22 protein-coding genes are annotated in these 23,546 nt (G+C 61.6%); 12 read left to right on the forward strand and 10 right to left on the reverse strand.

Annotated features, from left to right (window positions below):
* Nucleotides 1-159: 159 nt before the first annotated feature.
* A complete protein-coding gene (locus tag C6Y62_RS14015; RefSeq protein ID WP_420844169.1) occupies nt 160-744 on the forward strand; it encodes a DUF1285 domain-containing protein in 585 nt (194 codons plus the stop codon).
* Nucleotides 745-821: 77 nt separating this feature from the next.
* Here the strand turns inward: C6Y62_RS14015 and C6Y62_RS14020 are convergent, their stop codons facing one another.
* Entirely contained in the window at nt 822-1,091 is a 270-nt protein-coding gene (locus C6Y62_RS14020; RefSeq protein ID WP_068464975.1) for an usg protein, read from the reverse strand.
* Between the two features lie 186 nt (nt 1,092-1,277).
* On the opposite strand from C6Y62_RS14020, the gene C6Y62_RS14025 reads away from it, so the two are divergent.
* The 5 genes from C6Y62_RS14025 to C6Y62_RS14045 all read left to right on the forward strand — a co-directional run bounded on the left by C6Y62_RS14025 (nt 1,278) and on the right by C6Y62_RS14045 (nt 4,268).
* Nucleotides 1,278-1,916: a MarC family protein gene (locus C6Y62_RS14025; RefSeq protein WP_068464972.1), complete on the forward strand. Its 639-nt coding sequence runs from the start codon at nt 1,278-1,280 to the stop codon at nt 1,914-1,916.
* 226 nt (nt 1,917-2,142) lie between these two features.
* On the forward strand, nt 2,143-2,448 hold the full coding sequence (locus C6Y62_RS14030) for a hypothetical protein (RefSeq protein WP_173954453.1): 306 nt from the start codon (nt 2,143-2,145) through the stop codon (nt 2,446-2,448).
* A gap of 145 nt (nt 2,449-2,593) precedes the next feature.
* On the forward strand, nt 2,594-2,944 hold the full coding sequence (locus tag C6Y62_RS14035; protein WP_173954454.1) for a hypothetical protein: 351 nt from the start codon (nt 2,594-2,596) through the stop codon (nt 2,942-2,944).
* 407 nt (nt 2,945-3,351) lie between these two features.
* The gene (locus tag C6Y62_RS16240) at nt 3,352-3,651 is read left to right on the forward strand and encodes a hypothetical protein (protein WP_198491357.1); all 300 of its coding nucleotides are present in this window, start codon (nt 3,352-3,354) and stop codon (nt 3,649-3,651) included.
* Nucleotides 3,652-3,743: 92 nt separating this feature from the next.
* Nucleotides 3,744-4,268, forward strand: a complete 525-nt coding sequence (locus C6Y62_RS14045; protein WP_173954455.1) for a GNAT family N-acetyltransferase — start codon at nt 3,744-3,746, stop codon at nt 4,266-4,268.
* A gap of 111 nt (nt 4,269-4,379) precedes the next feature.
* On the opposite strand, the gene C6Y62_RS14050 is transcribed toward C6Y62_RS14045, so the two are convergent.
* From C6Y62_RS14050 to C6Y62_RS14065, 4 genes are all read right to left on the reverse strand, one after another.
* Nucleotides 4,380-5,474 carry a DUF2147 domain-containing protein gene (locus C6Y62_RS14050; RefSeq protein WP_173954456.1) on the reverse strand — a complete coding sequence of 365 codons (1,095 nt, stop codon included), beginning with the start codon at nt 5,472-5,474 and terminating at the stop codon, nt 4,380-4,382.
* A gap of 341 nt (nt 5,475-5,815) precedes the next feature.
* Nucleotides 5,816-6,346, reverse strand: a complete 531-nt coding sequence (locus C6Y62_RS14055; RefSeq protein WP_173954457.1) for a DUF2147 domain-containing protein — start codon at nt 6,344-6,346, stop codon at nt 5,816-5,818.
* A 159-nt stretch (nt 6,347-6,505) separates the two neighbouring features.
* Nucleotides 6,506-8,167, reverse strand: a complete 1,662-nt coding sequence (locus C6Y62_RS14060; RefSeq protein ID WP_173954458.1) for a zinc metalloprotease HtpX — start codon at nt 8,165-8,167, stop codon at nt 6,506-6,508.
* A gap of 91 nt (nt 8,168-8,258) precedes the next feature.
* Nucleotides 8,259-9,395: an FAD-dependent oxidoreductase gene (locus tag C6Y62_RS14065; RefSeq protein ID WP_173954459.1), complete on the reverse strand. Its 1,137-nt coding sequence runs from the start codon at nt 9,393-9,395 to the stop codon at nt 8,259-8,261.
* Nucleotides 9,396-9,548: 153 nt separating this feature from the next.
* Between C6Y62_RS14065 and C6Y62_RS14070 the strand changes: the two genes are divergently transcribed.
* Nucleotides 9,549-9,797, forward strand: a complete 249-nt coding sequence (locus C6Y62_RS14070) for a hypothetical protein (protein WP_173954460.1) — start codon at nt 9,549-9,551, stop codon at nt 9,795-9,797.
* A 588-nt stretch (nt 9,798-10,385) separates the two neighbouring features.
* Here C6Y62_RS14070 and C6Y62_RS14075 read toward each other — a convergent pair.
* Together C6Y62_RS14075 and bcp are read right to left on the reverse strand one after the other, a co-directional pair.
* Nucleotides 10,386-10,811 (reverse strand): bactofilin family protein, encoded by a 426-nt coding sequence (locus C6Y62_RS14075; protein WP_246274741.1) that lies wholly within the window; start codon nt 10,809-10,811, stop codon nt 10,386-10,388.
* A gap of 339 nt (nt 10,812-11,150) precedes the next feature.
* Nucleotides 11,151-11,621: a thioredoxin-dependent thiol peroxidase gene (gene bcp / locus C6Y62_RS14080; protein WP_173954462.1), complete on the reverse strand. Its 471-nt coding sequence runs from the start codon at nt 11,619-11,621 to the stop codon at nt 11,151-11,153.
* Between the two features lie 367 nt (nt 11,622-11,988).
* On the opposite strand from bcp, the gene C6Y62_RS16770 reads away from it, so the two are divergent.
* Nucleotides 11,989-15,708: a YhdP family protein gene (locus tag C6Y62_RS16770; protein ID WP_198491358.1), complete on the forward strand. Its 3,720-nt coding sequence runs from the start codon at nt 11,989-11,991 to the stop codon at nt 15,706-15,708.
* Nucleotides 15,709-15,820: 112 nt separating this feature from the next.
* Here the strand turns inward: C6Y62_RS16770 and tyrS are convergent, their stop codons facing one another.
* Entirely contained in the window at nt 15,821-17,074 is a 1,254-nt protein-coding gene (gene tyrS, locus C6Y62_RS14090) for a tyrosine--tRNA ligase (protein ID WP_173954464.1), read from the reverse strand.
* A gap of 67 nt (nt 17,075-17,141) precedes the next feature.
* Between tyrS and C6Y62_RS14095 the strand changes: the two genes are divergently transcribed.
* Nucleotides 17,142-18,248, forward strand: a complete 1,107-nt coding sequence (locus C6Y62_RS14095; protein WP_173954612.1) for an anhydro-N-acetylmuramic acid kinase — start codon at nt 17,142-17,144, stop codon at nt 18,246-18,248.
* A 38-nt stretch (nt 18,249-18,286) separates the two neighbouring features.
* On the opposite strand, the gene C6Y62_RS16680 is transcribed toward C6Y62_RS14095, so the two are convergent.
* Nucleotides 18,287-19,288, reverse strand: coding sequence for a M28 family peptidase (locus tag C6Y62_RS16680; RefSeq protein WP_173954465.1), 1,002 nt, complete (start codon nt 19,286-19,288; stop codon nt 18,287-18,289).
* A 19-nt stretch (nt 19,289-19,307) separates the two neighbouring features.
* Nucleotides 19,308-20,090, reverse strand: coding sequence for an alpha/beta hydrolase (locus C6Y62_RS14105; protein WP_173954466.1), 783 nt, complete (start codon nt 20,088-20,090; stop codon nt 19,308-19,310).
* Nucleotides 20,091-20,398: 308 nt separating this feature from the next.
* Here C6Y62_RS14105 and C6Y62_RS16515 point away from each other — a divergent pair, with 308 nt between their 5' ends.
* Genes C6Y62_RS16515 through sufB form a run of 3 tightly spaced genes read left to right on the forward strand, consistent with a single transcriptional unit; the run spans nt 20,399 to nt 23,538 of the window.
* Nucleotides 20,399-20,896, forward strand: a complete 498-nt coding sequence (locus tag C6Y62_RS16515) for an Rrf2 family transcriptional regulator (protein ID WP_338074347.1) — start codon at nt 20,399-20,401, stop codon at nt 20,894-20,896.
* On the forward strand, nt 20,893-22,035 hold the full coding sequence (locus tag C6Y62_RS14110; RefSeq protein WP_246274743.1) for a cysteine desulfurase family protein: 1,143 nt from the start codon (nt 20,893-20,895) through the stop codon (nt 22,033-22,035). The genes C6Y62_RS16515 and C6Y62_RS14110 overlap by 4 nt, the downstream gene beginning before the upstream one ends.
* A 33-nt stretch (nt 22,036-22,068) precedes the next feature.
* A complete protein-coding gene (gene sufB, locus C6Y62_RS14115; protein ID WP_173954467.1) occupies nt 22,069-23,538 on the forward strand; it encodes a Fe-S cluster assembly protein SufB in 1,470 nt (489 codons plus the stop codon).
* Nucleotides 23,539-23,546 lie beyond the last annotated feature (8 nt).

Here is a 23,546-nt window from a genome sequence, read left to right on the forward strand (position 1 = left end):
GGTCAAGTGAATGTTACGTTAGATTGGGGGTAAGTAGAATGGCTTTAGGCCCTTCGATCAGGCTGTCACAGGCTCCAAAGCACGATCGCGCAGCCATATATCTATCGGGCCGAGGCATAAGCGGAGCCGGGCATCGAGGCAACCGGAAGGCATCTGCGCTTGGGTGATATTGGCAAACTTCAAGATGTTTTGAAGGCACTGCCGCAGGGGCAGCGTTGCGCGCCGGTCGAAAGCTGGAATCCGCCCTATTGCGGCGACATCGGCCTCAAAATCCTCCGCGATGGTACATGGCTCTATCAAGGCAGCCCGATCCGGCGCCCGGAGCTGGTGAACCTGTTCGCGAGCGTGCTGCGCAAGGACACTGACGGGCGCACCTATCTTGTTACCCCGGCTGAGAAGATCGCCATCGAGGTTGAGGACGCGCCGTTCCTCGCTGTCGATATGCAAGTCGAAGGTGAGGGGGAGGCCCAAAGGCTGTCGTTCCGAACCAACCTTGACGACTGGGTCGTGTGCGGCCCGGTACATCCTTTGCACTTCGTTGAGGAAAAAGGCAGCGGTGGCTTAAAACCGTATCTGCTCGTGCGCGGCCGCCTGGAGGCGCTGGTGACGCGATCGCTGGTACATGATCTGGCCGCCCTTGCCGTTGAGGCGCCAGTGGGCACCACAGATGCCCGCGAACCAGATGCTGGCGAACCAAACTTCGGCGTGTGGAGCGAAGGGGTATTCTTTCCCTTCACCCCCTGAGCTTGATGCCAGAGCGCTTGATGTTAGAGCGAGTGTTGATGCTGACGAGTGCGGCATAACACGTGCGCTTCAGGCATTCAGTGCACCTTGTATTCGGCGTCGACGAGACGCACCTCTGCCGGTGACAGCAGCTTGCTGTGCGATACCGTTACCTTGAAAAGCTTGCCTTCCAGCTTCGCGCTCCAAAAGTCGAGAAAGCCTTTCAGCTTCGGAAAGCGCGGGTGCAAATCGTAATCCTGCCAGATGTAGCTTTGCAGCAAAGCCGGATGATCGGGCAGTCGGTAGAGGATTTCGGCAGTGGTCAGGCTATAGCCTTTCAACAGTCGGGAAATTTCAGGCTCGTACATGATGTCCCCCAAAGTTCGCTCAGAGGTTCCTGGACTCAGCCTTCAAAAGGATAGTCGGGCAAAATTCGCTGACAACGAATTTGTTTCATAATTGTAGCATGTTAGCAGCCTGTGCTGGCGGCTGCTGACAATCGCTGAAAATCCGTACGGCGCGGGCAGGCAGATGCCGTTGCAAGAGGCAGGGCGATGTTTGAATTTCTGCTGACCAGTTTCACGACATTCTTCGCAACCGTCGGCCCGGTTGAAACCGCCGTGCTGTTTGCGACGCTCACGCCCAAGATGGCGCGCGAGGAACGCGCGGCGATTGCATTGCGCGCAACTGCTATCGCAAGCGTGCTGCTGCTGGTGTTCACGCTGCTCGGTCGCACGTTGCTGGATGAGCTGGGCGTCAGCATTGCAGCCCTGCAAACTGCGGGTGGTGTGATACTGCTCATCATTGCGCTCGACATGATTTTCGCGAAGCCAACAAGCGCTTTCAAGCTTAGTCAGCCTGAAGATGAAGAGGCGCACACCAAGGACGACATTGCGGTTTTTCCGTTGGCGATGCCGCTGCTCGCGGGGCCGGGCGCAATGAGTGCTGGCATTCTGCTCGCTGCAAATACCGAGAACGATCCGCTCGCGCTCGCCGCAACAGTTGGCGGCCTTGCATTGGTGATGGCCATCACGCTGGTGCTGCTACTGGCATCGCATCAGGTCAATCACATGATCGGCATCACGGCGCAGCGCGTGTTGATGCGGGTGTTCGGCATTCTGCTTGCTGCCATTGCTGTGCAGGCAGTGTTCAACGGATTGGGCGCCAGTAATGTGCTGCGCGTTGCAGCGTGAAAGTGCGCACGTCGGACCTGAAGCGTTAAAATCCGTTTACGTCATAAAAGTTCGAAAATGGCACGCCGGTTAGGTCGCCATTAACTATGCCAGCCCATACTCAGGGACAGTCGCGTTCGTTGAAAGGCGTGTCCCCATGTGGCGTAACCAGTCAGTATGGCGTTCTGTATCCGTATTCATGCGTACTGGTCGGAGTAAGGCCAAATCAGGAGCGTCGTGCGCCCGCGTGGCGCTCCTGCTTTCCTGCTCCGCATTGGTGCTCGGTGGATGCAGCAGCGCGCCTGCACCGCAGGCAAACAGCGGTCTCGTCAGCGCCTTTGTTGCGCAGCCACCCCCGCGCCCACTGTGGCCGTCGGTCGAGCTTGAGGACGATGGCCTGGAAGCGCAGCGCCCGCCGCGTCAGCGCATGTTCACCCGCGAGGATGACCCCACCCAGCCGTTCAGCCCGAATTATGGCGAAGTGCCGTTGCAGCCCGCGGCTGAGGATTACGGCGACATCCATGACGACTATGGCGCCAGCGGACCGGCCTAATTTCCCGCATTACGTTGCATTTCGACAGCGCACGTTTACATCCCATATGACGGTTGGATCATAGGCTCGTAAGGGCGACGGGCGGTCCCGGCAGCGGGCTCCCAGATCCGATGTCGGTGATCGTGCAACTGTCAGGAGAGATGCGGTGCATGTGTCTGGAGGTCTTGCCGTTGCGCTGCTTACCGCGGCTGCGGCGCTGCATGGCGGTGCGATTCTGGCGGCTCCCAAGCAGCCTTACGCCAGCGATGCGCATCGACCGGGTGCGGGCGGCTATGGCGTTATGAAATCGCGCACGCCGACGCTACGCAGCCCTGGCATTCAGACGCCCGGCATCAAACGGCCCGATACCTCCGGCGGCGCGCGACGCGAACCCTACGACTACCGCTACTATAGCGATCGGGATCGCTCGCCATCGTCGTGCAGGCGTTATGCTCAGCGCGCCATCGCAACCAAGAACAGCAACTGGTGGACGCGCTATCGCGCCTGTCTGCAGTAGGGCGGCCGCTTGAACTATGGGCGCGGCCTGGGCGCTAGGTATGTGCGCCGACTTCGGGCAGGTGCGGCCCCACGCTTTTGCGGTCACACATCTCCGCACCATCTTGCGCGTGGCCTTGCAAGCTGCCGACGCGTCGCCACCTATAGTAAATCCATTATGAATTGAAGCGGGCCCGACGTGCGGCCGGCGGGAGGCGTGTGATGAAGCGTGCAATGTATGCATGCGGGGCGATAGCTGGTTTGTGCGGGACGATATTCATGTTCGCGCCGGCGCAGGCGTTGCCGGTTTCAGCACTGCAGCAATCCGTAGTCACAGCCGATAATATTTTGCCGGTGCAGGCCGGGCCCGGTGGCCCGCGTGGTGGCGGTGGGGCAATGGGACGTGGGCCTGGCGGCGGAGGGCGCGGCATGGCCGGTCCTCGCGGCGGCGGCCGTGGATTTGCCGGTCCCCGTGGTCCGCGCCATGGCGGTGGTCCGGGCATCCGACCCGGCAGGCCCGGACATGCTGGCCCCGGACGCCCCGGCAGACCTCCCCATTTCCGCCCGCGTCCGCCCTATGGCGGCGGCTTCTACGCGCCCTATGGCTATTATTCCTACTATGGCAGCGGGTTCGGGTTTGATGAGTGCCGCTGGTTCCGTGAGCGGGCGTTGACGACGCGCAGCGCCTACTGGTGGGATCGCTATTACGCCTGCGTTGAAGATTATTAAGCCCAGCTCCGCGACAATGGCAGGGCCGGTTATTCCGCCGGCTCTTCCAATCTGTCCGCTGGCGGGTGCCGGCACAGCACCGCGAGAGTGACGTGGGCGACAAGAACGCGACAACGCGCATCGTGCGCTGGGTTGAGATTCCTCACCGCGAGCAACTGCACGCTGAATTGGACGCCATCTTCTTCGAGGCGAGCGGCACCAAGTCATTCGCCGATGACGAGGTGCGCGCCCAGTTCCGCGACCGCTGGTTCGGGCGCTATCTGCGCGAGTATCCGCAGTGGACCTATCTGGCTATCACCAGTGACGGCGACATCGCCGGGTATCTCGTCGGCGCCATAGACGAGCCGACATCGTTTGACGATTTCCACGCGGCGGCCGAGCGCTTTCCCGCCCATCTGCATGTCAATCTGGCGCCGCAGTTCCGAAGCCGTGGTGTCGGCGCGCTGCTGATTGAAGCGTTTGCCGCTGCCGCCGCGCAGGCCGGCGCGCCCGGCATGCATGTCGTGACATCATCCGATGCCCGCAATGTACGCTTTTATCAGCGCACCGGATTCAGTCAGCAGGCAACGACGCTTAGAAACGGCCATGAGCTGGTGTTTCTCGGCCGTCCGCTGTAGTTGCGGCCAGCGCCGCGCACCTGCTCCGCTACAAAGAACAAAGCCCGCAGATTGCTCCGCGGGCTTTGCTTTGATCGGTGCAAGTTTTGCTGTGTGTATCTGTTGGCCGCGTTACTGACGTTCGCACGGGAACGAGATCACACCTGCATAGGGAACCTCGACGCTGCAGTTGCGGCCCGAGCGGCGCAACTTCACCGGACCATCGCCGCTTTCCAGCTTTTCCATCAGGCGCGCCAGCACACGGCCACGGCGCGGCGGCTCATCGGATTCATCGCCGTATTCGTCAAGCTCATCTGAGCGCGCCATGCGGTCCTGATCGCGCTCACGGTCGCGCTGCGCTGATTTGGTGTTGTCGCGCTGGTCGTCGTCGGGGCGCGCTTCATCTGCACGGCTTGCGGTGCGCGGGGCATCGCCGTCACGCGATCCGCCAGCCGGGTTGCGCTGGGTGCCAGCTTGCTTTGAAGCGCGGTCCGGTTGCTCCGCTGCTGCGTCCGGAGCATTCAAGATCGTGACGCCATCCTTGCCGCTGTTGTTCTGACCGACATTCGGCGGCGAGAGGTTGGCCGACTTTGCTTCGGCGGATTTGCTGGCCTTAGCTCCATCGGCCGCACGCTGCTGCTTGCCCGTGGCATCGGATTTCGAACCGTCCGCCTGATCGATTGCGCGATCGCTGGCGCCGTTCGCCGGCGCGGGACCAGGAGCCGCCGCCGCCGACTTCGCGTCGGTGCCAGGCGATGCCGCCGCAGGAGCGGCCGCCGTCGTCTCGCCGTTGTCCACCGTGCCGCACTTCTGCATGTCCGCCGGCGCACGCTTCCAGGTGTGGCTTTCGCTCAACCATTTGAGGCCCGCATAGCCCTTCACCCGCATGCGATCTTCACGCAGCAGCGTCAGCTCGACATCGAACTTCTTGCCGCGCTCCGGATCGAAGATCCAGCCGCGATCCCACTTGTTCTTGCCCACCGGCTGCACGTTGCCGATGATCTGCTTGCCGCACTGATCGGAAAATTGCGGATCCTTCAGCCACGCGACATGACCGCAGAGCTTGCCGCCGCACTCCGTGATTTCGATAGCGCCTCGGCCGGTGTGATCGACCCACAGGCCGAGTGCCGGATTGGTATCGGCACGCGCCGGTGCCGACATGGCCGTCGCGGCAACTAAAGCCGCGCCAACCCATGCAACCGAAGCTGCCATTGAATGCTTGCGCATAGAGTTCTCCTGAAGCCTTCCTGCGTTTGCAGCGGGCAGAACGCCTCTATCCGTTATTGGTCCCAAGTATGGGAAATAAAAGGCGTATGCAAGTCGACGCAGCGGCATGCATTGCGTCGCTCGTTATAACCATTGCGTGCATAGCGCTGTGCCGGATGGAACGCTGCGTCGCCAAATTGCGCGTGGAATCAGGGCTCGCGCGTTTTTGAACGCGACGAAAGGCAGCGCAGCGCGCCGTGCGTGCACCGCTGTTGTCTTACGAAGATGTAATCAGATCGTAGCGATCACATTCCGTTGCAATTGATCTGCCCACGGCGCGGTTGCGCCGTGCCGAACGATCATCAGCGGCTGGACGGCCATGCGGATGTGTCAGTTGACCACGTGCCATCCGCAATCATCTTCGCCTGTTCTTCGCATGATGGCGGCGTGCGCGGCATACGCGTCCACACCTCGGAGGTGCCGAACATCGGCAGCAGCACATAGCCCGTCACCTTCACCTTGGTCGGGCCAAGCACTTCCGCATAGCCGGAAAAGTTCATGCCATGGTCGGGCACATAGACATTGCCGTCCGCCCACGTGCCGTCGGGCTGCCGCTTGAAGCCGGTGACGACGGTGAGGCCGCATACGAAGCGATTGCGCAGTTTCTCGTTGGGATTGCGAAAGTCGCGCAAGGGGCCGAGATCGGGGCCACGCGGCTTCTGCAGCCACGCCACACGCCCGCACAGCTCGCGTCCGCAGGCGCCGAATTGCAGGATGACTTCACCGTGCGAGTCGATCCAGTACCCCTTCAGGCGTTCCGCCCCCTGGGACCACGCCGGAGCAGCGAGAAATACAGTGGCGAGAACCGAAACCAAAAGTGCAATTGCCCGCATGGGCCGATTTCCCTTCGCAAATCAATCCGCGACCTTGCCACCTTTATGCATGATCCGCGGACAGGGACAATCTATCCGGGCGCTGGGGCTGCAATGCGGCCAGCGGCTGTGGCCGATTGAGCGCCCGCAACCGCCAGACCCGCATGGCCGCGGCATTAATCAGCGGCCTTCGCCAAATGTGCGCTCGATCCGCAGCGCTTCCGGATCGAGCGTGTACTGCGTACTGGCGAAATAGAAGAACAGGGTGGCCACAATGACAGCCACGCTCAGAAATGCCTGCCAGAAATAGGGCCGCGCGCGAAGTGTCCCCGCCGTCGACGACATCTCCCGCATGATGACATAGCCACCCATGCCTCGGCGGAACCAGCCCTGCAGCTGTCCGTCCTGGCCGATGTGTTTGGGCACGCGCTTCCAGCCCGCGAACAGATCGCCGATGAAGCCCAGCATGGAACGGAAGTCGGCGGTCACCAGGCCGGTGCGATCCTGATAGATGACGTCCTCGCCGGCGATGAAGCCTGGGTTGGCGCGTCCGATGGCCTTGCCGGTCAGTTGCGCGGGTCGGCCGACGACGGGCGATACCGTCGGATCGGTCATCAGGTTCGCAACCGTGGTGGCGGGGGACGCACCGCGCGGATAGCGCAAACGTAATGTTGCGAGCACGCCGATGGCGATGGCGGCCGGGACCAGGACCCACGCCTGCAATGCGGCGGCAAGAATGCCGAGCGCCAGCGGGAACAGCAGAATGGCCAGCTCATACCAGAACCGGCTCCACAGCGCGCCCTTGTTCAGGCCCACACGTTGCGCAGCAGCCTTCAGGTCATAGTAGGGGAACGCCTGCGCTTTGGCGCGCGCTATGTCGCCCAGATGCGCGATGCGCAGACCGGTCAGCGGATGGGTTGAGTTCAGCTCGATCAGCCGCGCCCAGGGGTTATGCGCATCAAACAGCATTGCTTCAGAAGCGCGCTCGGGGTCATCAAGATCGTTCTCGGCCTCAAGGCCAGAGTAACGCGCGTTCTTCACGTCAACGACGCCCATGTGCCGCGTGCTTTGCAGCAGTGACTGCGTTGCATCTGTATCTTCGGCTTTGACGATGCCGTAGGCGATCTTCACCAGCGCTGAAGCCAGATGGCGACCTTCAACACGCTCCGCTGAAAATGCATCGGCCAGATATTCGCGTGTGCGGCTGAGATAATACAGCAGGTAGATGCCGACATAGTAGGCGATCAGTGCGCCGATGCCGACCAGCGCCTGACCGCCCTTGTTCTTGCTGTTGCCGGAGCTGCCCTGACGGCTGGAGCGCATCGCGGCGGCATAGATCTGATACATGATCTGCACCAGTGTTCCGGCGGCTGTCATCACGATGAAGTCGCGGTGCACGATGTGCCCAAGCTCGTGCGCAACCACAGCCCGTTGCTCATCGGTGTTGAGAAATTCGAAGATGCCGTCGGTCACCACGATGCGCGCGTTGGATCGCAGGATGCCATAGGTGAACGCGGTTGGATTGCGGTCCGGTATCAGGCCGATGCGCGGCGCCTTGAAGCGATATTCTGCGGCGACGTCATGGATCAACTGATGAATGTGCGGATAGCGACTGGCTACTTCGGCGTCATCAATGAACTGCAGTTTGTTGAACCAACGCAGCGTCAGGTCGCTGATCCATGGGCTGACGAGCCAGATGATAGCGTTGAGCACGATGGTGATTGCGATGGCGAAGCCAAGGTTGACCTGATCGGTCAAAACCAGCAGCGCCAGAATGAGGCCGCAGACCATGCTGAACAGCAGCCCCACCGTGACCAGCGAGGCAAAGAACAAGCGAGCCATCAAGATCCCCAAAAGAAATGCAGCAGCCAGCACTGGCTCAGCGCAGGTCCGGTGATGCCGTCCGCAAATATTCAGACAAAAGCGGGATAATCTATGGCTGTTCGCGGCCGCCGCAAAGCAGATCTGCAACGTGCTGGCCGATTGCCAATGATGAGGTCAGGCCCGGGCTCTCGATGCCGTAGAGGGCGACAAGCCGATCGACGCCGTGATCGCGTGGGCCATGAATGGTGAAGTCGGCCGCCGGTTCGCCCTCGCGGTAAATCTTGGGCCGGATGCCAATGGTATCGGGTGCGAGCGCCCCATCGGGCAGTCCCGGCCAGTAGCGCCGAATTTCCTGTTCGAAGCGGGCCAGACGCTCCCCGTGCGGATCATCGAATGCATAGTCGACGCGGTCGATCCATTCACAATCGGGGCCGAAGCGGGCACGGCCTGCAACATCCAGCGTCAGGTGTACACCGAGCCAGGCGCCGGTCGGCATCGGATAGACGAGGTGCTGAAACGGCGCCTGGCGTGTCAGTGCGTAATAGTGGCCGCGCGCCGGGAAAGTCTGCGGCACGCTATAGCCGTCGCGCCATGCCATCGTGGCACTGAGCTCCGAGCCGCTCAGACCCGCCGCCAGCACCACGTTGCGCGCCGTCAGCATTCCTGCCTCGCTGCCATTACTGATGGTTTGCAGAGTGAAAATACCGTTGCGGGCTTCGACACTTTTCACCGCCGTGTTGAGAACGATGGCGCCGCCCTGCGTTTCGATATGCCCCTGCAGCGCAAGCATCAGACCATGGCTGTCGATGACGCCGGTGGAGGGCGAAAGATACGCGGCGATGCACGCAACTTCAGGCTCAAGCGCGCGTGCTTCGTCGGCAGCAAGTCGTCGCAGATCGGATACGCCATTGGCCTGCGCATAGGCGGCGAGCGCTTCAAGTCTTTCCAGTTCCGCCGGTTGCGTTGCGACTAGCAGCTTTCCGTAGCGGCGATGGGTGACGCCGTTGTCGAGACAGAAGCGGTAAAGCATTTCCTTGCCCGCGACGCACAGCTGCGCGCGCATGCTTCCCGGCGGATAATAAATACCCGCATGGATGACCTCAGAGTTGCGTGAGCTGGTTTCGCTGCCCACAATCGGGTGGCGTTCAAGCAGCACAACGTCATGGCCCGCTTCGGCCAACGCGTGGGCTATGGCAAGGCCGATAACGCCACCACCGACGACAACGGTTTCAACCTCGGGCGTCACATTTCCATCCTTACGTCAGCAATGTGTTCCGAAGCAGTTTTCCACAGGAGAATTGCTACGTGTACACCGCTCGAAATATTTCGAATCCTAATTACGTTTCCGCCGTCGCGCATGGTCGTTACCGTGTCCGGCATGGCGTTTTGGAGGTTCCCCATGGCATTTGTCACTGGCGATGTCGTCGCCGTCGACGACGAAGAGCTGCCGTTCAAGGTTGTGTTCAAGCAGGGTGATACGATTCTCATCGAGTGGTTGGTGGAGTCGCAGGAAGAAGGCGAAATGCAGATCGTCGAAACCTTGAGAAGCATCATCGACGAAGACGATGATGAGGAAGAAGAGGAAGACGACGACGACGAGGAAGAAGACGCCGAAGAAGATGTCGACGACGATAGTGACGAAGATTGAGGGCGCAACAGATCCTCGATTGACGGTTAAAGGCTGGCGGGCGGCGCTGGAAGGCGCGCCCCGCCGCCGATTTTTTTGGGCGCGGTTGGTTCGCAGCCGTCTGGAGCGCTTTCCTGCCATCGGCGCCAACATAGAGCCTAGGCCAGCTCTCGCATCCGGGCCCGTAATTGGAGTGCGTTTTAAGCGGAGTAGGTACTGCTGCGGGCAGGCGGGCGCTAGTTCGGAGGTTCTGCAACCTTGCGCGCTAGACTGCAAAGTCGATCACGCGGACTAAATTCCGATGAGCGGGTGGTTTGCAGACCTCGGCGCAGCATACGTAAGCAGCTCGGAAACGCCGTTGTAGTCGGGTGGGACGCGGGTGCTGTCGCTGCTCTGGTTGTCAGCGAGCGGGCTAGCGATCTCCGCAGCAATCCAAGACGCGCGCTAAACCTGAAGGCTTGTGCGGTCTAACGACGGCCGCGATGCCCAAAGGTGCGCGTGCTGGCCGATCCCGGTTCGTACCGGGCTTAATCAAACGGGGCTTGATTAAACGTAACATGCGCCCGCAGAGGCATCGTACCGACCTGCGGGCGCGCGTGTTTTGTTGACTTACAGCAGCGGTGCGTGGGCAGCGCCGAGCGGTGCACCCGCAAGCGACGACGGTGCATCCTGCTTGGCTGGCTGCGGATCGCCGGTCGGGTCGGCGGAGCGGCGGGATTTGCCCTCGAAAAATGCGCCCTGCTCAATTGCCAGCGCGTGATGGAAGATGTCGCCTTCAACGTGGCTGGAGGCTTGCAACATCACGCGGCGTCCGCGCACCGAGCCCATCACGTGGCCGCGCACAACAACTTCCTCAGCAACGACGCTGCCGGTGATGCGTGCCTTTTCCCCGATCACGACATAGGTGCCCTGAATATCGCCCTGCACTTCGCCGTCGATCTGAACTTCGCCCTTGGTGACGAGGTTGCCGCTGATGGTGAGGTCGGTGCCGATCACCGACGGCGCCGTGCGCTCAGCGGGCCGATTGAGCCCCATCGGACGGCTGGCTGCGGCGCTTGGCACCGGAGCAGGCGATGGTACAGGCGGTAGTGGCGTTGCCGCCGTGAAACCTGGGTTGACCTTGGGTGGTTCGGAATCGGATCTCTTGAAATTCGGCAACATACGCGCACCACCTCTGCTTTGACGCAACGATCACGACTTCAAATCGGCTTCACGGTTAAATTGGTGAGGCCTATCTATGGGATAATCGGGTTACGCCGCCGCTAGGCCCCGTATGATCCCCCCAGCAAACATCTAAGCACAGATCCCGAATCGAATCACCGGCCACGGTGTGGCAGCGCGCACAAAATGTGTGCATCGTAACCAACGGCGTGGCTAACCATTCATCTCGCGCACGGCGGCTAGCACCTCTTCCGCATGGTTGGGCACCCGCACCTTGCGCCAGATGCGCGCCACCTTACCGGCCTTATCGATCAGGAATGTGGCACGCTCGATGCCCATGTATTTGCGACCGTACATGGCCTTTTCGACCCAGACGCCGAACGCCTCCGCCACGCTATGGTTTTCGTCGGACAGCAGATGCACGCCAAGGTCGTGCTTGAGGATGAATTTGCGGTGCTTGGCCGGGCTGTCGGGCGAGATCCCGAGAACTGCGGCACCGGCACGCTGGAAATCTGTGGCGAGACAGGTGAAATCCTTCGCCTCAGCGGTGCAACCGGACGTATCATCCTTGGGATAGAAATAAACCACGACCGGTCGGCCGCGAAACTGGGTCAATGCAACTGTTTTTTCTTCGCTGTCGGGCAGGGCAAAATCCGGTGCGCTTGAGCCTTCAATGAGGGTCATCGGGATGCCTTTCTTTTGTCGCTTTTGCCCGTGCACGGTGATTTCAGTACATTGAAATCATTGATTGGTGGGCCCGAGGCTTAGCCGCCTGTCTTGGACAGCACAAGGGTATGGCCGATCGATCAAAACCAGTGACAGAACGAACCGTATGACGGAACGCGGTCGGCATTTGGGGATGCCGATCTGAGGTTGATGTGGCGCAAGTGTCGCATCAGTTTCCGTTTCGGGTGCCGAATGCTGTTTGCGTCGGGATACAGATCCCGAAACCGTCGAGGGGCGAGGTTTGCAAACGACCGGAAGACCACACCATCAATCCGGCGAGCCGGCACGAACCGAAGAACGTAAGTCGGGCCTGAAGCGCGGCGTCGTGACTGCGGCTGTGGCCTGCGACCATGTTCTGCATGGCGTGGGACGGGTGGTTTTCATCCTGGCTCCGGTGTTGATTCTGGTGCTGCTAGTTGTCGGCCTTGGCTATGTGCGCCTGAGCCATGGCCCGATTTCGCTGAAGTTTCTCGTTGAGCCGATCGAGCAAGGCATCAATGCGGAGCTTGCTGGCAACAAGGTGCGCATCGACGACGCTGTTGTGAGCCTGTCCGGGACCGGAGGGCTTGAGTTTCGGCTGCGAAATATCCGCGTGCATGAAGCCGACGGCGACGTTGTTGCGTCGGCACCGTCCGCTGCGGTTGAGCTGAGCACGCAGGCTTTGTGGTCAATGCGCGTGGTGCCGGCACGCATCGAGCTGATCGAGCCACGGCTGTTTCTTTTCTATTCGGAAGACGGCGGCCTGGCGCTGAGTTTTTCGAAGGTGGAAGTTCAAGACGGAGATGGCAGCGAAGCGGGCGCTGACGCAGCAACACTGACCGAGGCCACTGCGCGCCGCGACGATCGGGTTGCCGCTGTTCCAACGCAGCCGACGCAGCGCTTGCAGGCGTCCGCAGCGGCGACAGTTCCTGAGACAAGTGGGCCACTGAAACGTATCGACCTGGCGCGTGTCATCACTGATATGTCGTCGCGCGCGCGCCAGCGGCTCGATGCAACATCGTTCCTGCGCGAATTTGGTCTGCGCAATGCCACCGTGCTGGTTGAATCCAGCGGCCAAACGACCGAATGGCGCGTGCCAAGTCTGACGGTCGGGCTGGCGCATGCGCGCATGCGCAGCGTGATTTCCGGCACGGCAAGTATCGCCGCTGTTGGCGGTCTGCCGTGGCAGGTGACATTTGAGACCGATGAGCGGGAGCGTAACAGAACACTGGCGATCAAAGCGTCGATCAGTGATCTGGTGCCGCGCACGATCGCCGGTGCACTGCCTCAGCTCAGCCTGCTGCACGCGCTGGACCTGCCCGTTGATGGTGATGCGCGGCTTGAGCTCACGAGCGATGGCGATCTGCGCACAGCAGCGCTGCAGATCACGCTGGGTGCAGGCAGCCTGAGGTTGCCGGCACTGCCGGAAGCGCCGTTGGATATCGACGGCGGCTCGATCCGTCTCAGCTATGACGGCACAGCCGAAAAGATTTCACTACTGCCGTCAACGCTGCGTTGGCGCGGCAGCCGCGTTACCGTTGAGGGCGGTGCGAAGATCGTTGACGAGAACGCCGAGCATCCGGTTTGGGATTTCGACGTCGGTGCAAAGGATGGGGTGCTGGCGGCCGATGAGTTCAAGGTTGCGCCGGTCGCGTTGGAGCGCTGGGCCGCACGTGGACGCGTTATTCCGCACAGCGGTGAGGTTGATATAAGCGACTTCAGCCTGCGGGCCGGCGGCGCTGAGATCACGCTCAAGGGCAATCTTGTTACTGGCGACGAGCCAGCCAGCACGCGCCTTGAGGGCGGATTCGGCGCGATGCCATTAGGCACGCTGAAAGCGTTGTGGCCGAAGGCGGTCGCGCCCGGAGCGCGCGAGTGGGTCGGCGAGCAGGTTGACCGCGGCAACATTCTGGGCGGCAATTTCCGCTTTCTCAGTGGCACGCATATGTTGCCCGATCAGGATGTGGCGCCCGAGCAGCATCAGCTCTCGTTCTCGATGGACGTCGCTGACCTTGAGATGCGGGTGCTGGATGCATTGCCTCCGGTTGCGGTTCCGCGCGCGACATTGCGCATAGAAAACGACGCGCTCGAAGCCAACGTTCCGGAAGGTTCAATCGTGCTGGGCGAGGGCCGCGGTGTGCCGCTGCAAGCGGGACGCTTCACTGCGGTTGGCATCATGAACGAGGTGCCGACAGGCGAGATCGCGTTTGCTTCGCAGTCGGGTCTTGCCGACATCATCACGCTGTTGGAGCGCTCGCCCGTCACGTTCCTTGATGACACCGGTTTGCCCCGGGATGGCATCGAAGGGAAGGTTGACGCAAAGTTCAAGATTGGTCTGCCGTTGCTGGCCGATCTGCCGGCTTCGGCGGTGAAGGTTGAAGGCAAGGCGCGGATCAGCGACGGCCGCATCAAGCAGTTCCTCGGCGCCTATCAGGTGCAGAGCGCAAGCTTCGACATCGACATCACCGAGAAGGCGGCTGGCGCTAACGGTCAGATGCTGGTGAATGGCGTGCTTGCCAAGCTGGCGTGGCAGCGCATTTTCGATGCGGAGCTTGATAAGCAGCCGCCATTGCGCGTCAAGGCGGTGCTCGACAATGCGGATCGCATCCACTTGGGCCTCGACATCAATGACATGGTGCAGGGTGAAGTGCCGATCGAGTTGACGGTGAAGCTGCTGGAAAACGCCGACCCGGTTGTGCAGCTTCACGCGGATCTCTCGGGCGCCGAGCTCACCATCGACGGCGTTGCCTGGCGCAAGCCTGCGGGCCGTCCTGCACGTTTGCAGTCGGACATCGCGAAGGGCACGAAATACAAAACCGAACTGCAGAATTTCAAAGTGGCCGGCGACGATATCGCCATCGAGGGCTGGGCAGCGATCGATGCTGACAACCGGTTGCGCGAGTTCTACTTCCCGGACTTCTCGCTCAATGTCGTCACGCGGATGGAAGTGCGCGGCATGCGCGGCAGCGATGACGTCTGGAAGATAAAGGCGAAGGGGCCAACGCTGGACGGCCGCGACTTTTTCCGGGCGCTGTTCTCGCTCGATCAGCTTGCGGAGCAGCAGGCGGCAAAGAAGCAGAAGTCGCAGGAAGGCATCGATATCGATGCCGAGATCAACAACATCATCGGCTTTCGCGAGGTCGGTTATCGCAGCGTGAAAATGACGGCGTCCAAGCGGGGCGAGAAGCTGACCGCGCTGGATGTGCGTGGCACTCTGGATGGCGGCAAGCCGCTGGCGGTGACGCTGCGCAACGAGGGCGGACAACGCAAGCTGCTGGCCGATTCCACCGACGCCGGACAGGCATTCAAGCTGATCGACTTTTATCCCAACATCCAGGGCGGACGCGTGCGGTTGGAAGTCAACCTGGATGGCAGCGGCGCGGCTGAAAAAACCGGCACGCTGTGGACGGAGAATTTCCGCATTCTGGGCGATCCGGTGGTTGCCGAGGTGTTCAGCAGTTCCGCCGATGACGGTCGCCCGGCAATCGAAGGCACCGGCAGGCGCCAGGGCAAACGCGTGACACGCGAGGTATTCGACTTCTCGCTGATGCGCGTGCTGTTTTCAGTCGGCTACGGACAGTTTGTTATGAACGACGCGCAGTTGCGCGGGCCTCTGCTCGGCGCAACGATGCGCGGCAAGGTTGATTTCACCATGCGGCGCATGAACCTGGGCGGCACGTATGTTCCGTTGCAGGGCCTCAACAGCGCGCTGTGCGAAATTCCGCTGGTCGGCCAGATCATCACCGGACCGAAGTGCGAAGGCATTTCCGGCATGACGTTCGCCATCCAGGGATCGATGGATCGGCCGGAGGTGATCGTCAATCCGCTTTCCATGCTGGCGCCGGGCATCTTCCGCGACATCTTCCAGATGACGCCGTTCAATCCGAAGGTGCAACGTCGCGACGATATGGGCGGCAATGTCGGCGGCGGGGCGAAAGCGTCAAGCACCGTTGGCGGCGGCCTGGATACCGGTAATGTGACTGCTGCGCCGGGAACTGTTGTTGGCAGGGAAACGGTCGATGGCTGGTCGTCACAAACCGTAGCGCCACCGGTGCGCCGACGCTGAGCGTCTGTTGCGCACGTCGCTGGAAGCAAAAGCAGTCGGAACAAAAAAAGGGCGCGCCTTCGTGAGCGCGCCCTATGCTTTTTTCGGGTGTATTACAGCGATGCCGCTCGTGTCAGACCGGCTTCAGCAACACATGCTTCTTCTTGCCTAGCGACAGCTTGATCGCGCCGTCAGCTGTCACGTCGGCTTCGTTCAGCAGAGCTTTCTCATCCGCCACGGTCTGGTCGTTGACCTTGAGGCCGCCGCCCTGAATCTGGCGTCGCGCTTCACCGTTCGATTTAACGAGACCTGCCTGCACGAATGCACCCAGCACACCGATGCCTGCGCTGAGATCGGCGCGCGGCACTTCGATGGTCGGCAGACCTTCCGCCGATGCGCCCTGTTCAAACGTCTGGCGCGCGGTTTCAGCGGCGGCTTCAGCGGCCGCGCGACCATGCATCAGCGCCGTTGCTTCGGTGGCCAGCGTTTTCTTGGCCTCGTTGATCTCCGAGCCCTGCAGCGCTGCAAGCTTGGCGATCTCATCCATCGGCAGCGTGGTGAACAGCTTCAGGAAGCGTTCGACGTCGCCATCCTCAGTGTTGCGCCAGAACTGCCAGTAGTCATACGGCGACAGCTGATCGGCGTTGAGCCACACAGCGCCAGCTGCGGTCTTGCCCATCTTGGCGCCGGACGACGTCGTCAACAGCGGACAGGTGAGCGCATAGAGCTGATGCGTACCCATGCGACGGCCAAGGTCGATGCCGTTGACGATGTTGCCCCACTGGTCCGATCCACCCATCTGCAGGTTGGCGCCAAGGCGGCGCGACAGCTCGACGTAATCGTACGACTGCAGGATCATGTAGTTGAATTCGATGAACGACAGCTCCTGCTCGCGCTCAAGGCGCATGCGCACCGAGTCCATCGACATCATGCGATTAACCGAGAAGTGGCGACCGATGTCGCGCAGCATCTCGATGTAGTTCAGCTTGGTGAGCCAGTCGGCGTTATCGACCATCACAGCATCGCCTGGGCCATCGCCGAAGCGGATGAACTTGTCGAACGTGGTGCGGATGGAATTCTTGTTGGCGTCGATCTGCTCGTAGGTCAGCATCTTGCGGGTTTCGTCGCGACCCGAGGGATCGCCGACGCGCGTTGTGCCGCCGCCCATCAGCGCAATCGGCTTGTTGCCGGTCTGTTGCAGCCAGTGCAGCATCATGATCGACAATAGGTGGCCGACATGCAGCGAAGCAGCGGTGCAGTCATAGCCGACATAGGCAATGAGGGCGCGCTTGGCGGCCAGATCGTCAACGGCGGCCAGATCCGAACACTGGTGGATATAGCCACGCTCGGTAAGAATCTTCAGAAAGTCGGATTTGAGTTGGGTCATCGCTTCGCTATCACTTTCACGGGGTTCCGCAGCAGCGGCGGGGCGGAACATGCAACGGATGGACAGCATGGGCAAGGTGCGGTGCGCATTGGGACTGATGAGCGGCACGTCGATGGATGGCATCGACGTGGCTTTGCTCTGGACCGATGGCGACCGGGAGCTGCGGCACGGGCCTGCGGCGGGGTATCCCTATCCCGACAAGATCAGGGCTCAGGTGCGGGCTGCGATCGTGGAGGCGCGGGGGCTGACGGACAGCGCTCAGCGGCCGGGCACGCTGGCCGAGGTGGAAACAGCCCTGACCGAGCTCAATGCAGCCGCTGTGGCGCAGTTCCTGGCCCAGAACGGCCTGGAAAGCGGCCATATCGACGTTATCGGCTATCACGGCCAGACGGTGCTGCATGATCCGGCGAAGGCGCTGTCGGTGCAGCTTGGCGACGGCGGGTTGCTGGCGGAGCGCACGGGCATCAGCGTCGTATACGACCTTAGGGCAGCGGACATTGCGGCGGGCGGCCAGGGTGCGCCGCTGGTGCCAGTGTATCACCGCGCGCTGGCGGCAAAGGTGCCGGAGCTGCCGGCGGCGTTTCTCAATGTCGGCGGCGTGGCGAACGTCACGTGGGTAGGTCGCGGCGGCAGGTTGCTCGCGTTCGACACCGGGCCCGGCAATGCGCTGATCGACGACTGGATGCTGCAACACACCGGTGAAGCGCACGATACCGATGGCGGATGGTCGGCGCAGGGTGCCTGTGACGAAGACGTGCTGCGTGATCTGCTGACGCATAATTACTTCGGCGCGCCGCCGCCAAAATCGCTTGATCGCAACGCGTTCTCGGCCGATCCGGCCAGCCGGCTTTCGGTTGCGGATGGCGCTGCAACGCTGGCTGCATTCACGGCCGCCGCGGTGGGGCGTGCGCGCGAGCACATGCCCGAGGAGCCGACCATCTGGGTCGTGTGTGGCGGCGGCCGGAAGAACCGGACGCTGATGAGCCTCATTGCGGGCAACGTCGAGAACGCCGTCGTTCCGGCGGAGGCGCTGGGCTTCAATGGTGATTTTATTGAGGCGGAGGCGTGGGCCTATCTGGCGGTGCGTGCGGAGTTGGGGCTGCCAATAACCTATCCCGAAACAACGGGTGTCGCGCGGCCGATGTCAGGCGGCGTGTTCCGTAACGTCCCTTGAACGCCGGATGAGCCGAGCACGGAGCGGAATGCCCGTGGTCAGCGCAACTGGTCACGCGCGGCCGCTGCAATTCCAAACGTGACGCGCGCCAGCTTGTCGTAATCGACCTTGTCTGGCGTGTCCTCAGTTGTGTGATAGTGCCGATAGCGGAACGGCGCCGTGTCCGTCACCATGATCGCCGGATAGCCAAAGGTGTAAAACGACCAGTGATCCGACCAGGCGATGCCGGGGATGGATTCCGGTGCCGTGCCGCCGATCGATGGCAGCGCGGTATCGGCGCGGAAGCTGCGCACAACGTCATGCAGGAAGGTGCGCCCACCGGGCAGCGCTACGAAGGCGACGAAATTACCGACGTCATCGAACACGTGATTGAATGGAAACGGGTATTGCTGCGAACCCGGCTCGTCGGAAAATGACCCGATGGTTTCCAGCGACATCATGCCGATGACGTTCTCGCCGTTTTCCTTCAGCGCCTTGGCATAGCGATAACTGCCCATGTCGGGCGTGCCGCCGTAGGGTGGCTCTTCGTTCACGAATAACACTAACCGCAGGCGTTTGCCGCCGAGCGGGGCATCCTTCAGCAGCCGCGCAAGTTCGAGAACCGCCGCTGAGCCCGTGCCATTGTCGTTGGCGCCGGGTGCGTTGCCGTAGGAATCGTAATGGGCGCCGATCACGAGTGTTGGCGTATCGGCGTTGGCGTTCGGCGGGGCGAGTTCAACGGAGATGTTGCGCACGGATTTGCCGTCGACATCCCACGCCTGCGCTTGCGGCGTATATCCGAGCGCAGCAAGCTCGGTTTCGATGTACGCAGCAGCCCGTTCAAGCGCTCCGTAATGAACCACATTGTGCGGTTCGCTCGCGATCGCCTCGACGTGGCGTTGCAGTCGGGCGGCGAGCGCCCGTTCCTGTTCCGTGGCGGCCGGGACAGGGCCTGCAAAGCTCTGTCCCGGTAGATGCACTGAGTACCAGTAGGCGGCGCCGAGCGCGACAAGAGCCAGCAGAAGCAGTGCAACGAGCGTTGTTACAACGATCCGCAACATCTGCTCTCCCGGCCAGGTATCAATCGTCGTCGCCGTCGTCTGCGCCGTCGTCGATATCTTCGATCTCAGCCACAGGCTCCTGGCGATCGGTTTCACGGGCGCGCTGACGCTCGCGCTCCTTCTCCTTCTCGCGCTCTTTCTCGTTGGCGCGATCGATCTCAGCCTGCACCAGACGTTCATCGAGATAGGTGCCGACCGCGTCCTTCAGTTCGTCGGTCTTGTTCTCGAAGAAGTGATTGGCGCCCGGAACCACCTGATGGGTGATCTTGATGCCGCGCTGGGTCTTGAGGCGCTGGGAAAGATCCGCCACGGAGTTCGACGGCACGACGCGGTCCTTGTCGCCGTTGATCATCAAACCCGAAGAGGGGCAGGGGGCGAGGAACGAGAAGTCATACAGGTTGGACGGCGGAGCGACGCAGATGAAGCCCGCAACTTCGGGGCGGCGCATCAGCAACTGCATGGCGATCCAGGTGCCGAACGATACGCCGGCAATCCAGCAGCTCTTGGCGTCCGGCTTGACGATCTGGAGCCAGTCGAGCGCAGAAGCGGCGTCAGAAAGCTCGCCCGGGCCGCCGTCCCAGATGCCCTGGCTGCGGCCCACGCCCCGGAAGTTGAAGCGAAGCACCGAAAAGCCGCGCTCCACGAAGGTGTGATAGAGCGTGTAGACGACCTGATTGTTCATCGTGCCGCCGAACTGCGGATGCGGATGCAGAATCAGGGCGATGGGGCTATCGCTGGCCGGTTCATGATGGTAGCGGGCTTCCAGACGGCCAGCCGGCCCATTGATGATCAATTCGGGCATCGCAATTCCAGTTCTATCGGGGCTTCGGATGGCGGCCTGCGCGTAAACGCGCCGCAGGGCCCTTGAATACATGTCGTGGATTCGGGCAAACCCAAACCTTGACTTGTGGGCTCGGAATTTTCATATTCCCAGAAACTTTAGAACCGTTCGAAAAGTTGGGCTCGAATTATTCGAAACCCAGCTTTGGCAACGGGTGGCGCTTCTTAGCACATGGCCCAGTGCCAATTGCAAGTGAAAGCGCCGGAATGACGCGGCTTGAGTGGTCGTCCAAATGCGGAATTTGGGTGCGATCATGGAGGAATGCGACCGTGGAACTGAACACCAAGGGCCGATACGCCGTGATGGCAATGGCAGACCTCGCCAAGTATGGCGCGGAATCCGCTATTCCGCTGTCCGCCATCGCTGAGCGCCAGGGGCTGTCGGTTGCGTATCTGGAGCAGATCTTCCTGCGCCTGCGTCGCGCCGGTCTGGTGGAAAGCGCGCGCGGCCGCAGTGGCGGTTACGCGCTGGCGCGCCCGGCGACCGATATTCCCGTCGTCGATATTCTGCGCGCCGTGGAAGAAGAAACGCGGCTGACCCGTTGTCATGACAGCGAAGAGCCGGGCTGCCTTGGCGACAAGCGCTGCCTGACCCACGGCCTGTGGCATGCGCTCAGCGGGCACATTCTGGCGTTTCTCTCCGGCGTCTCGCTGGCGGAAGTGGTGCACGGCATTCCGCAGGAAAAGCTGGCGTACGGCGTCAAGGCTGAACAGCCGGTTCAGCAACCCGTACCCGCAGCACGCGCACCGGAGTTCGCTGGCCAATGACGCGGGTGCGTACATACCTCGATTACAATGCATCGGCGCCGCTGCGGCCTGCCGCGCGCGAAGCAGTGCTGGCGGCGCTAGATGCGCCGGGCAATGCTTCATCCGTGCATGCTGAAGGGCGGCGCGCGCGTACGATCATCGAGGGTGCACGCGAGCAGGTGGCCGCGCTTGTAGGCGCCACGCCCAGCGAGGTTGTGTTCACCAGCGGCGCGACAGAAGCCAACAATTGCGTGATGGCGGCCGGTTGGGCTGCCATCTGCGTTGCCGATATCGAGCACGATTCCGTGCTTGCGCCGGCGGGGGCAAGCGGCGCGGAAATTATGAAGCTGCCGGTTTCCACCGATGGCGTTGTCGATCTTGCTGCGGCAAGGGAGGCTCTGGCCGAAGCGGTGTTACGGCATCAGGATGCGCGGCGGGTGCTGCTCAGCGTCATGATGGCCAACAACGAGACCGGCGTTATTCAGCCGGTGGCGAAAGCTGGCAATATGGCGCGTGATCTCGGCATCCAGTTCCATGTTGACGCTGTGCAGGGTGTTGGACGGTTGCCGTTTCAGTTTTCCGATATCGGCGCCGACACGCTCACGATTTCAGCCCACAAACTGGGTGGTCCGCGCGGCGTTGGTGCGCTCATCGTTGGCGACGGCAATAATCTGCCGGCGCTGGTGCGTGGCGGCGGGCAGGAGCGGCGTCGCCGTGGCGGCACTGAAAACGTCGCTGGTATTGCTGGGTTCGGTGCGGCAGCGGCCGAAGTGCAGAGGGAATGCGAGCGCTCGTCGGAGCGGCTGCAGGTGCTGCGCGATAGGCTGGAGGCCGGTGTCATGCGCGAGACGCCTGCAGCGGTCATCATAGGCCGGAATGTTGCGCGCATTGCCAACACATCATGCATCGCGATGCCGGGCAAACCGTCCGAGACGCTGGTGATCCGCATGGATCTCGACGGCATCGCAATCAGTTCCGGTGCGGCCTGCACCTCCGGCAAGATCGGTGAAAATACCGTGCTGGCCGCGATGGGCCTCGACGCATCGATCACAGGTTCGGCGGTGCGTGTCAGCCTTGGCGCTGGCACCACCGATGACGACGTTACCGCCTTTCTGGCGGCATGGAAGAAGGCAGCAGGTGGAACGGCGCTCGCCGCCTGACTGCTAAGGAATTGGACGTTGAAAGGGTAGCTGATGGCAGCGGTACAAGAGACGATCGACCAGGTCCGTAAGATCGACGTCGACCAGTACAAGTATGGCTTCGAAACCAATATCGAGACGGTGAAGGCGCCTAAAGGTCTTTCCGAAGACATCGTGCGTTTCATCTCGGAGAAGAAGGGCGAACCGCAGTGGATGCTGGAATGGCGGCTTGAAGCCTATCGGCGTTGGGTCAACATGACCGAGCCGACGTGGGCGAAGGTCAACTATCCCAAGATCGATTTCCAGGATCTGTATTACTACGCGGCGCCGAAGAACGCCGAGGGTCCGAAGAGCCTGGATGAAGTCGATCCCGAGTTGCTGGCAACCTATGCAAAGCTTGGCATTCCGCTGCGCGAGCAAGAAGTGCTTGCCGGTGTGCAGGGCGCGAAGGTGGCCGTCGATGCGGTGTTCGACAGCGTGTCGGTCGTCACGACCTTCAAGGACGAGCTGGCGAAGGCTGGCGTGATCTTCTGCTCGATCTCCGAAGCGGTGCGTGAGCATCCCGAGCTGGTGCAGAAGTATCTCGGCTCGGTCGTTCCGCAGGCTGACAACTTCTATGCGGCGCTGAACTCGGCCGTGTTTACCGACGGCTCGTTCGTGTACGTGCCGGAAGGTGTTCGCTGCCCGATGGAACTGTCTACCTACTTCCGCATCAATGAGAAGCAGACCGGCCAGTTTGAGCGTACGCTGATCATCGCGGACAAGGGTGCCTACGTTTCGTATCTGGAAGGCTGCACGGCGCCGATGCGCGATGAGCATCAGCTGCATGCTGCTGTCGTCGAACTGATCGCGCTGGACGATGCCGAGATCAAGTATTCCACGGTGCAGAACTGGTATCCCGGCGACAAGCAGGGCAAGGGCGGCATCTATAACTTCGTGACCAAGCGCGGCGATTGCCGTGGCCGCAACTCGAAGATTTCGTGGACGCAGGTTGAGACCGGCTCCGCCATCACCTGGAAGTATCCGAGCTGCATTCTGCGCGGTGACAACTCCTGCGGTGAATTCTATTCCATCGCGGTGTCGAACGGCTGGCAGCAGGTGGATAGCGGCACCAAGATGATCCATCTGGGCAAGAACACCACTAGCCGGATCATCTCGAAGGGCATCGCGGCGGGCTTCTCGCAGAACACCTATCGCGGTCTCGTCTCGGCGCATCGCAAGGCAACCGGCGCGCGCAACTTCACCAACTGCGACTCGCTGCTGATTGGCGATCGCTGCGGTGCGCATACGGTGCCGTACATCGAGGCCAAGAACTCGACCGCGCACTTCGAGCATGAGGCAACGACGTCGAAAATTTCCGACGACACCCTGTTCTATTGCCGCCAGCGCGGACTATCCGAGGAAGAGGCTGTGGCACTGGTCGTGAACGGGTTCGTTCGCGACGTGCTGCAGAAGCTGCCGATGGAGTTCATGGCGGAAACGCAGAAGCTGATCGGCATTTCGCTGGAAGGCAGCGTCGGCTAACGGCGGCG

This window comes from Hyphomicrobium sulfonivorans, assembly GCF_013306565.1.
In the GTDB taxonomy this organism is placed as follows: Bacteria; Pseudomonadota; Alphaproteobacteria; order Rhizobiales; family Hyphomicrobiaceae; genus Hyphomicrobium_A; species Hyphomicrobium_A sulfonivorans.

Excerpts from the sequence above, each read along its gene's own strand:
- C6Y62_RS14095 (WP_173954612.1), top strand. The coding sequence starts at position 17,142 with ATGGGCAAGGTGCGGTGCGCATTGGGACTGATGAGCGGCACGTCGATG.
- bcp (WP_173954462.1), bottom strand. The coding sequence starts at position 11,621 with ATGACCCTCATTGAAGGCTCAAGCGCACCGGATTTTGCCCTGCCCGAC.
- C6Y62_RS14105 (WP_173954466.1), bottom strand. The coding sequence starts at position 20,090 with ATGCCCGAATTGATCATCAATGGGCCGGCTGGCCGTCTGGAAGCCCGC.
- C6Y62_RS14110 (WP_246274743.1), top strand. The coding sequence starts at position 20,893 with ATGACGCGGGTGCGTACATACCTCGATTACAATGCATCGGCGCCGCTG.
- C6Y62_RS14055 (WP_173954457.1), bottom strand. The coding sequence starts at position 6,346 with ATGCGGGCAATTGCACTTTTGGTTTCGGTTCTCGCCACTGTATTTCTC.
- sufB (WP_173954467.1), top strand. The coding sequence starts at position 22,069 with ATGGCAGCGGTACAAGAGACGATCGACCAGGTCCGTAAGATCGACGTC.
- C6Y62_RS14060 (WP_173954458.1), bottom strand. The coding sequence starts at position 8,167 with ATGGCTCGCTTGTTCTTTGCCTCGCTGGTCACGGTGGGGCTGCTGTTC.
- C6Y62_RS16680 (WP_173954465.1), bottom strand. The coding sequence starts at position 19,288 with ATGTTGCGGATCGTTGTAACAACGCTCGTTGCACTGCTTCTGCTGGCT.
- C6Y62_RS14050 (WP_173954456.1), bottom strand. The coding sequence starts at position 5,474 with ATGCGCAAGCATTCAATGGCAGCTTCGGTTGCATGGGTTGGCGCGGCT.
- tyrS (WP_173954464.1), bottom strand. The coding sequence starts at position 17,074 with ATGACCCAACTCAAATCCGACTTTCTGAAGATTCTTACCGAGCGTGGC.
- C6Y62_RS14025 (WP_068464972.1), top strand. The coding sequence starts at position 1,278 with ATGTTTGAATTTCTGCTGACCAGTTTCACGACATTCTTCGCAACCGTC.
- C6Y62_RS14020 (WP_068464975.1), bottom strand. The coding sequence starts at position 1,091 with ATGTACGAGCCTGAAATTTCCCGACTGTTGAAAGGCTATAGCCTGACC.
- C6Y62_RS14070 (WP_173954460.1), top strand. The coding sequence starts at position 9,549 with ATGGCATTTGTCACTGGCGATGTCGTCGCCGTCGACGACGAAGAGCTG.
- C6Y62_RS14075 (WP_246274741.1), bottom strand. The coding sequence starts at position 10,811 with ATGGGGCTCAATCGGCCCGCTGAGCGCACGGCGCCGTCGGTGATCGGC.
- C6Y62_RS16240 (WP_198491357.1), top strand. The coding sequence starts at position 3,352 with ATGGCCGGTCCTCGCGGCGGCGGCCGTGGATTTGCCGGTCCCCGTGGT.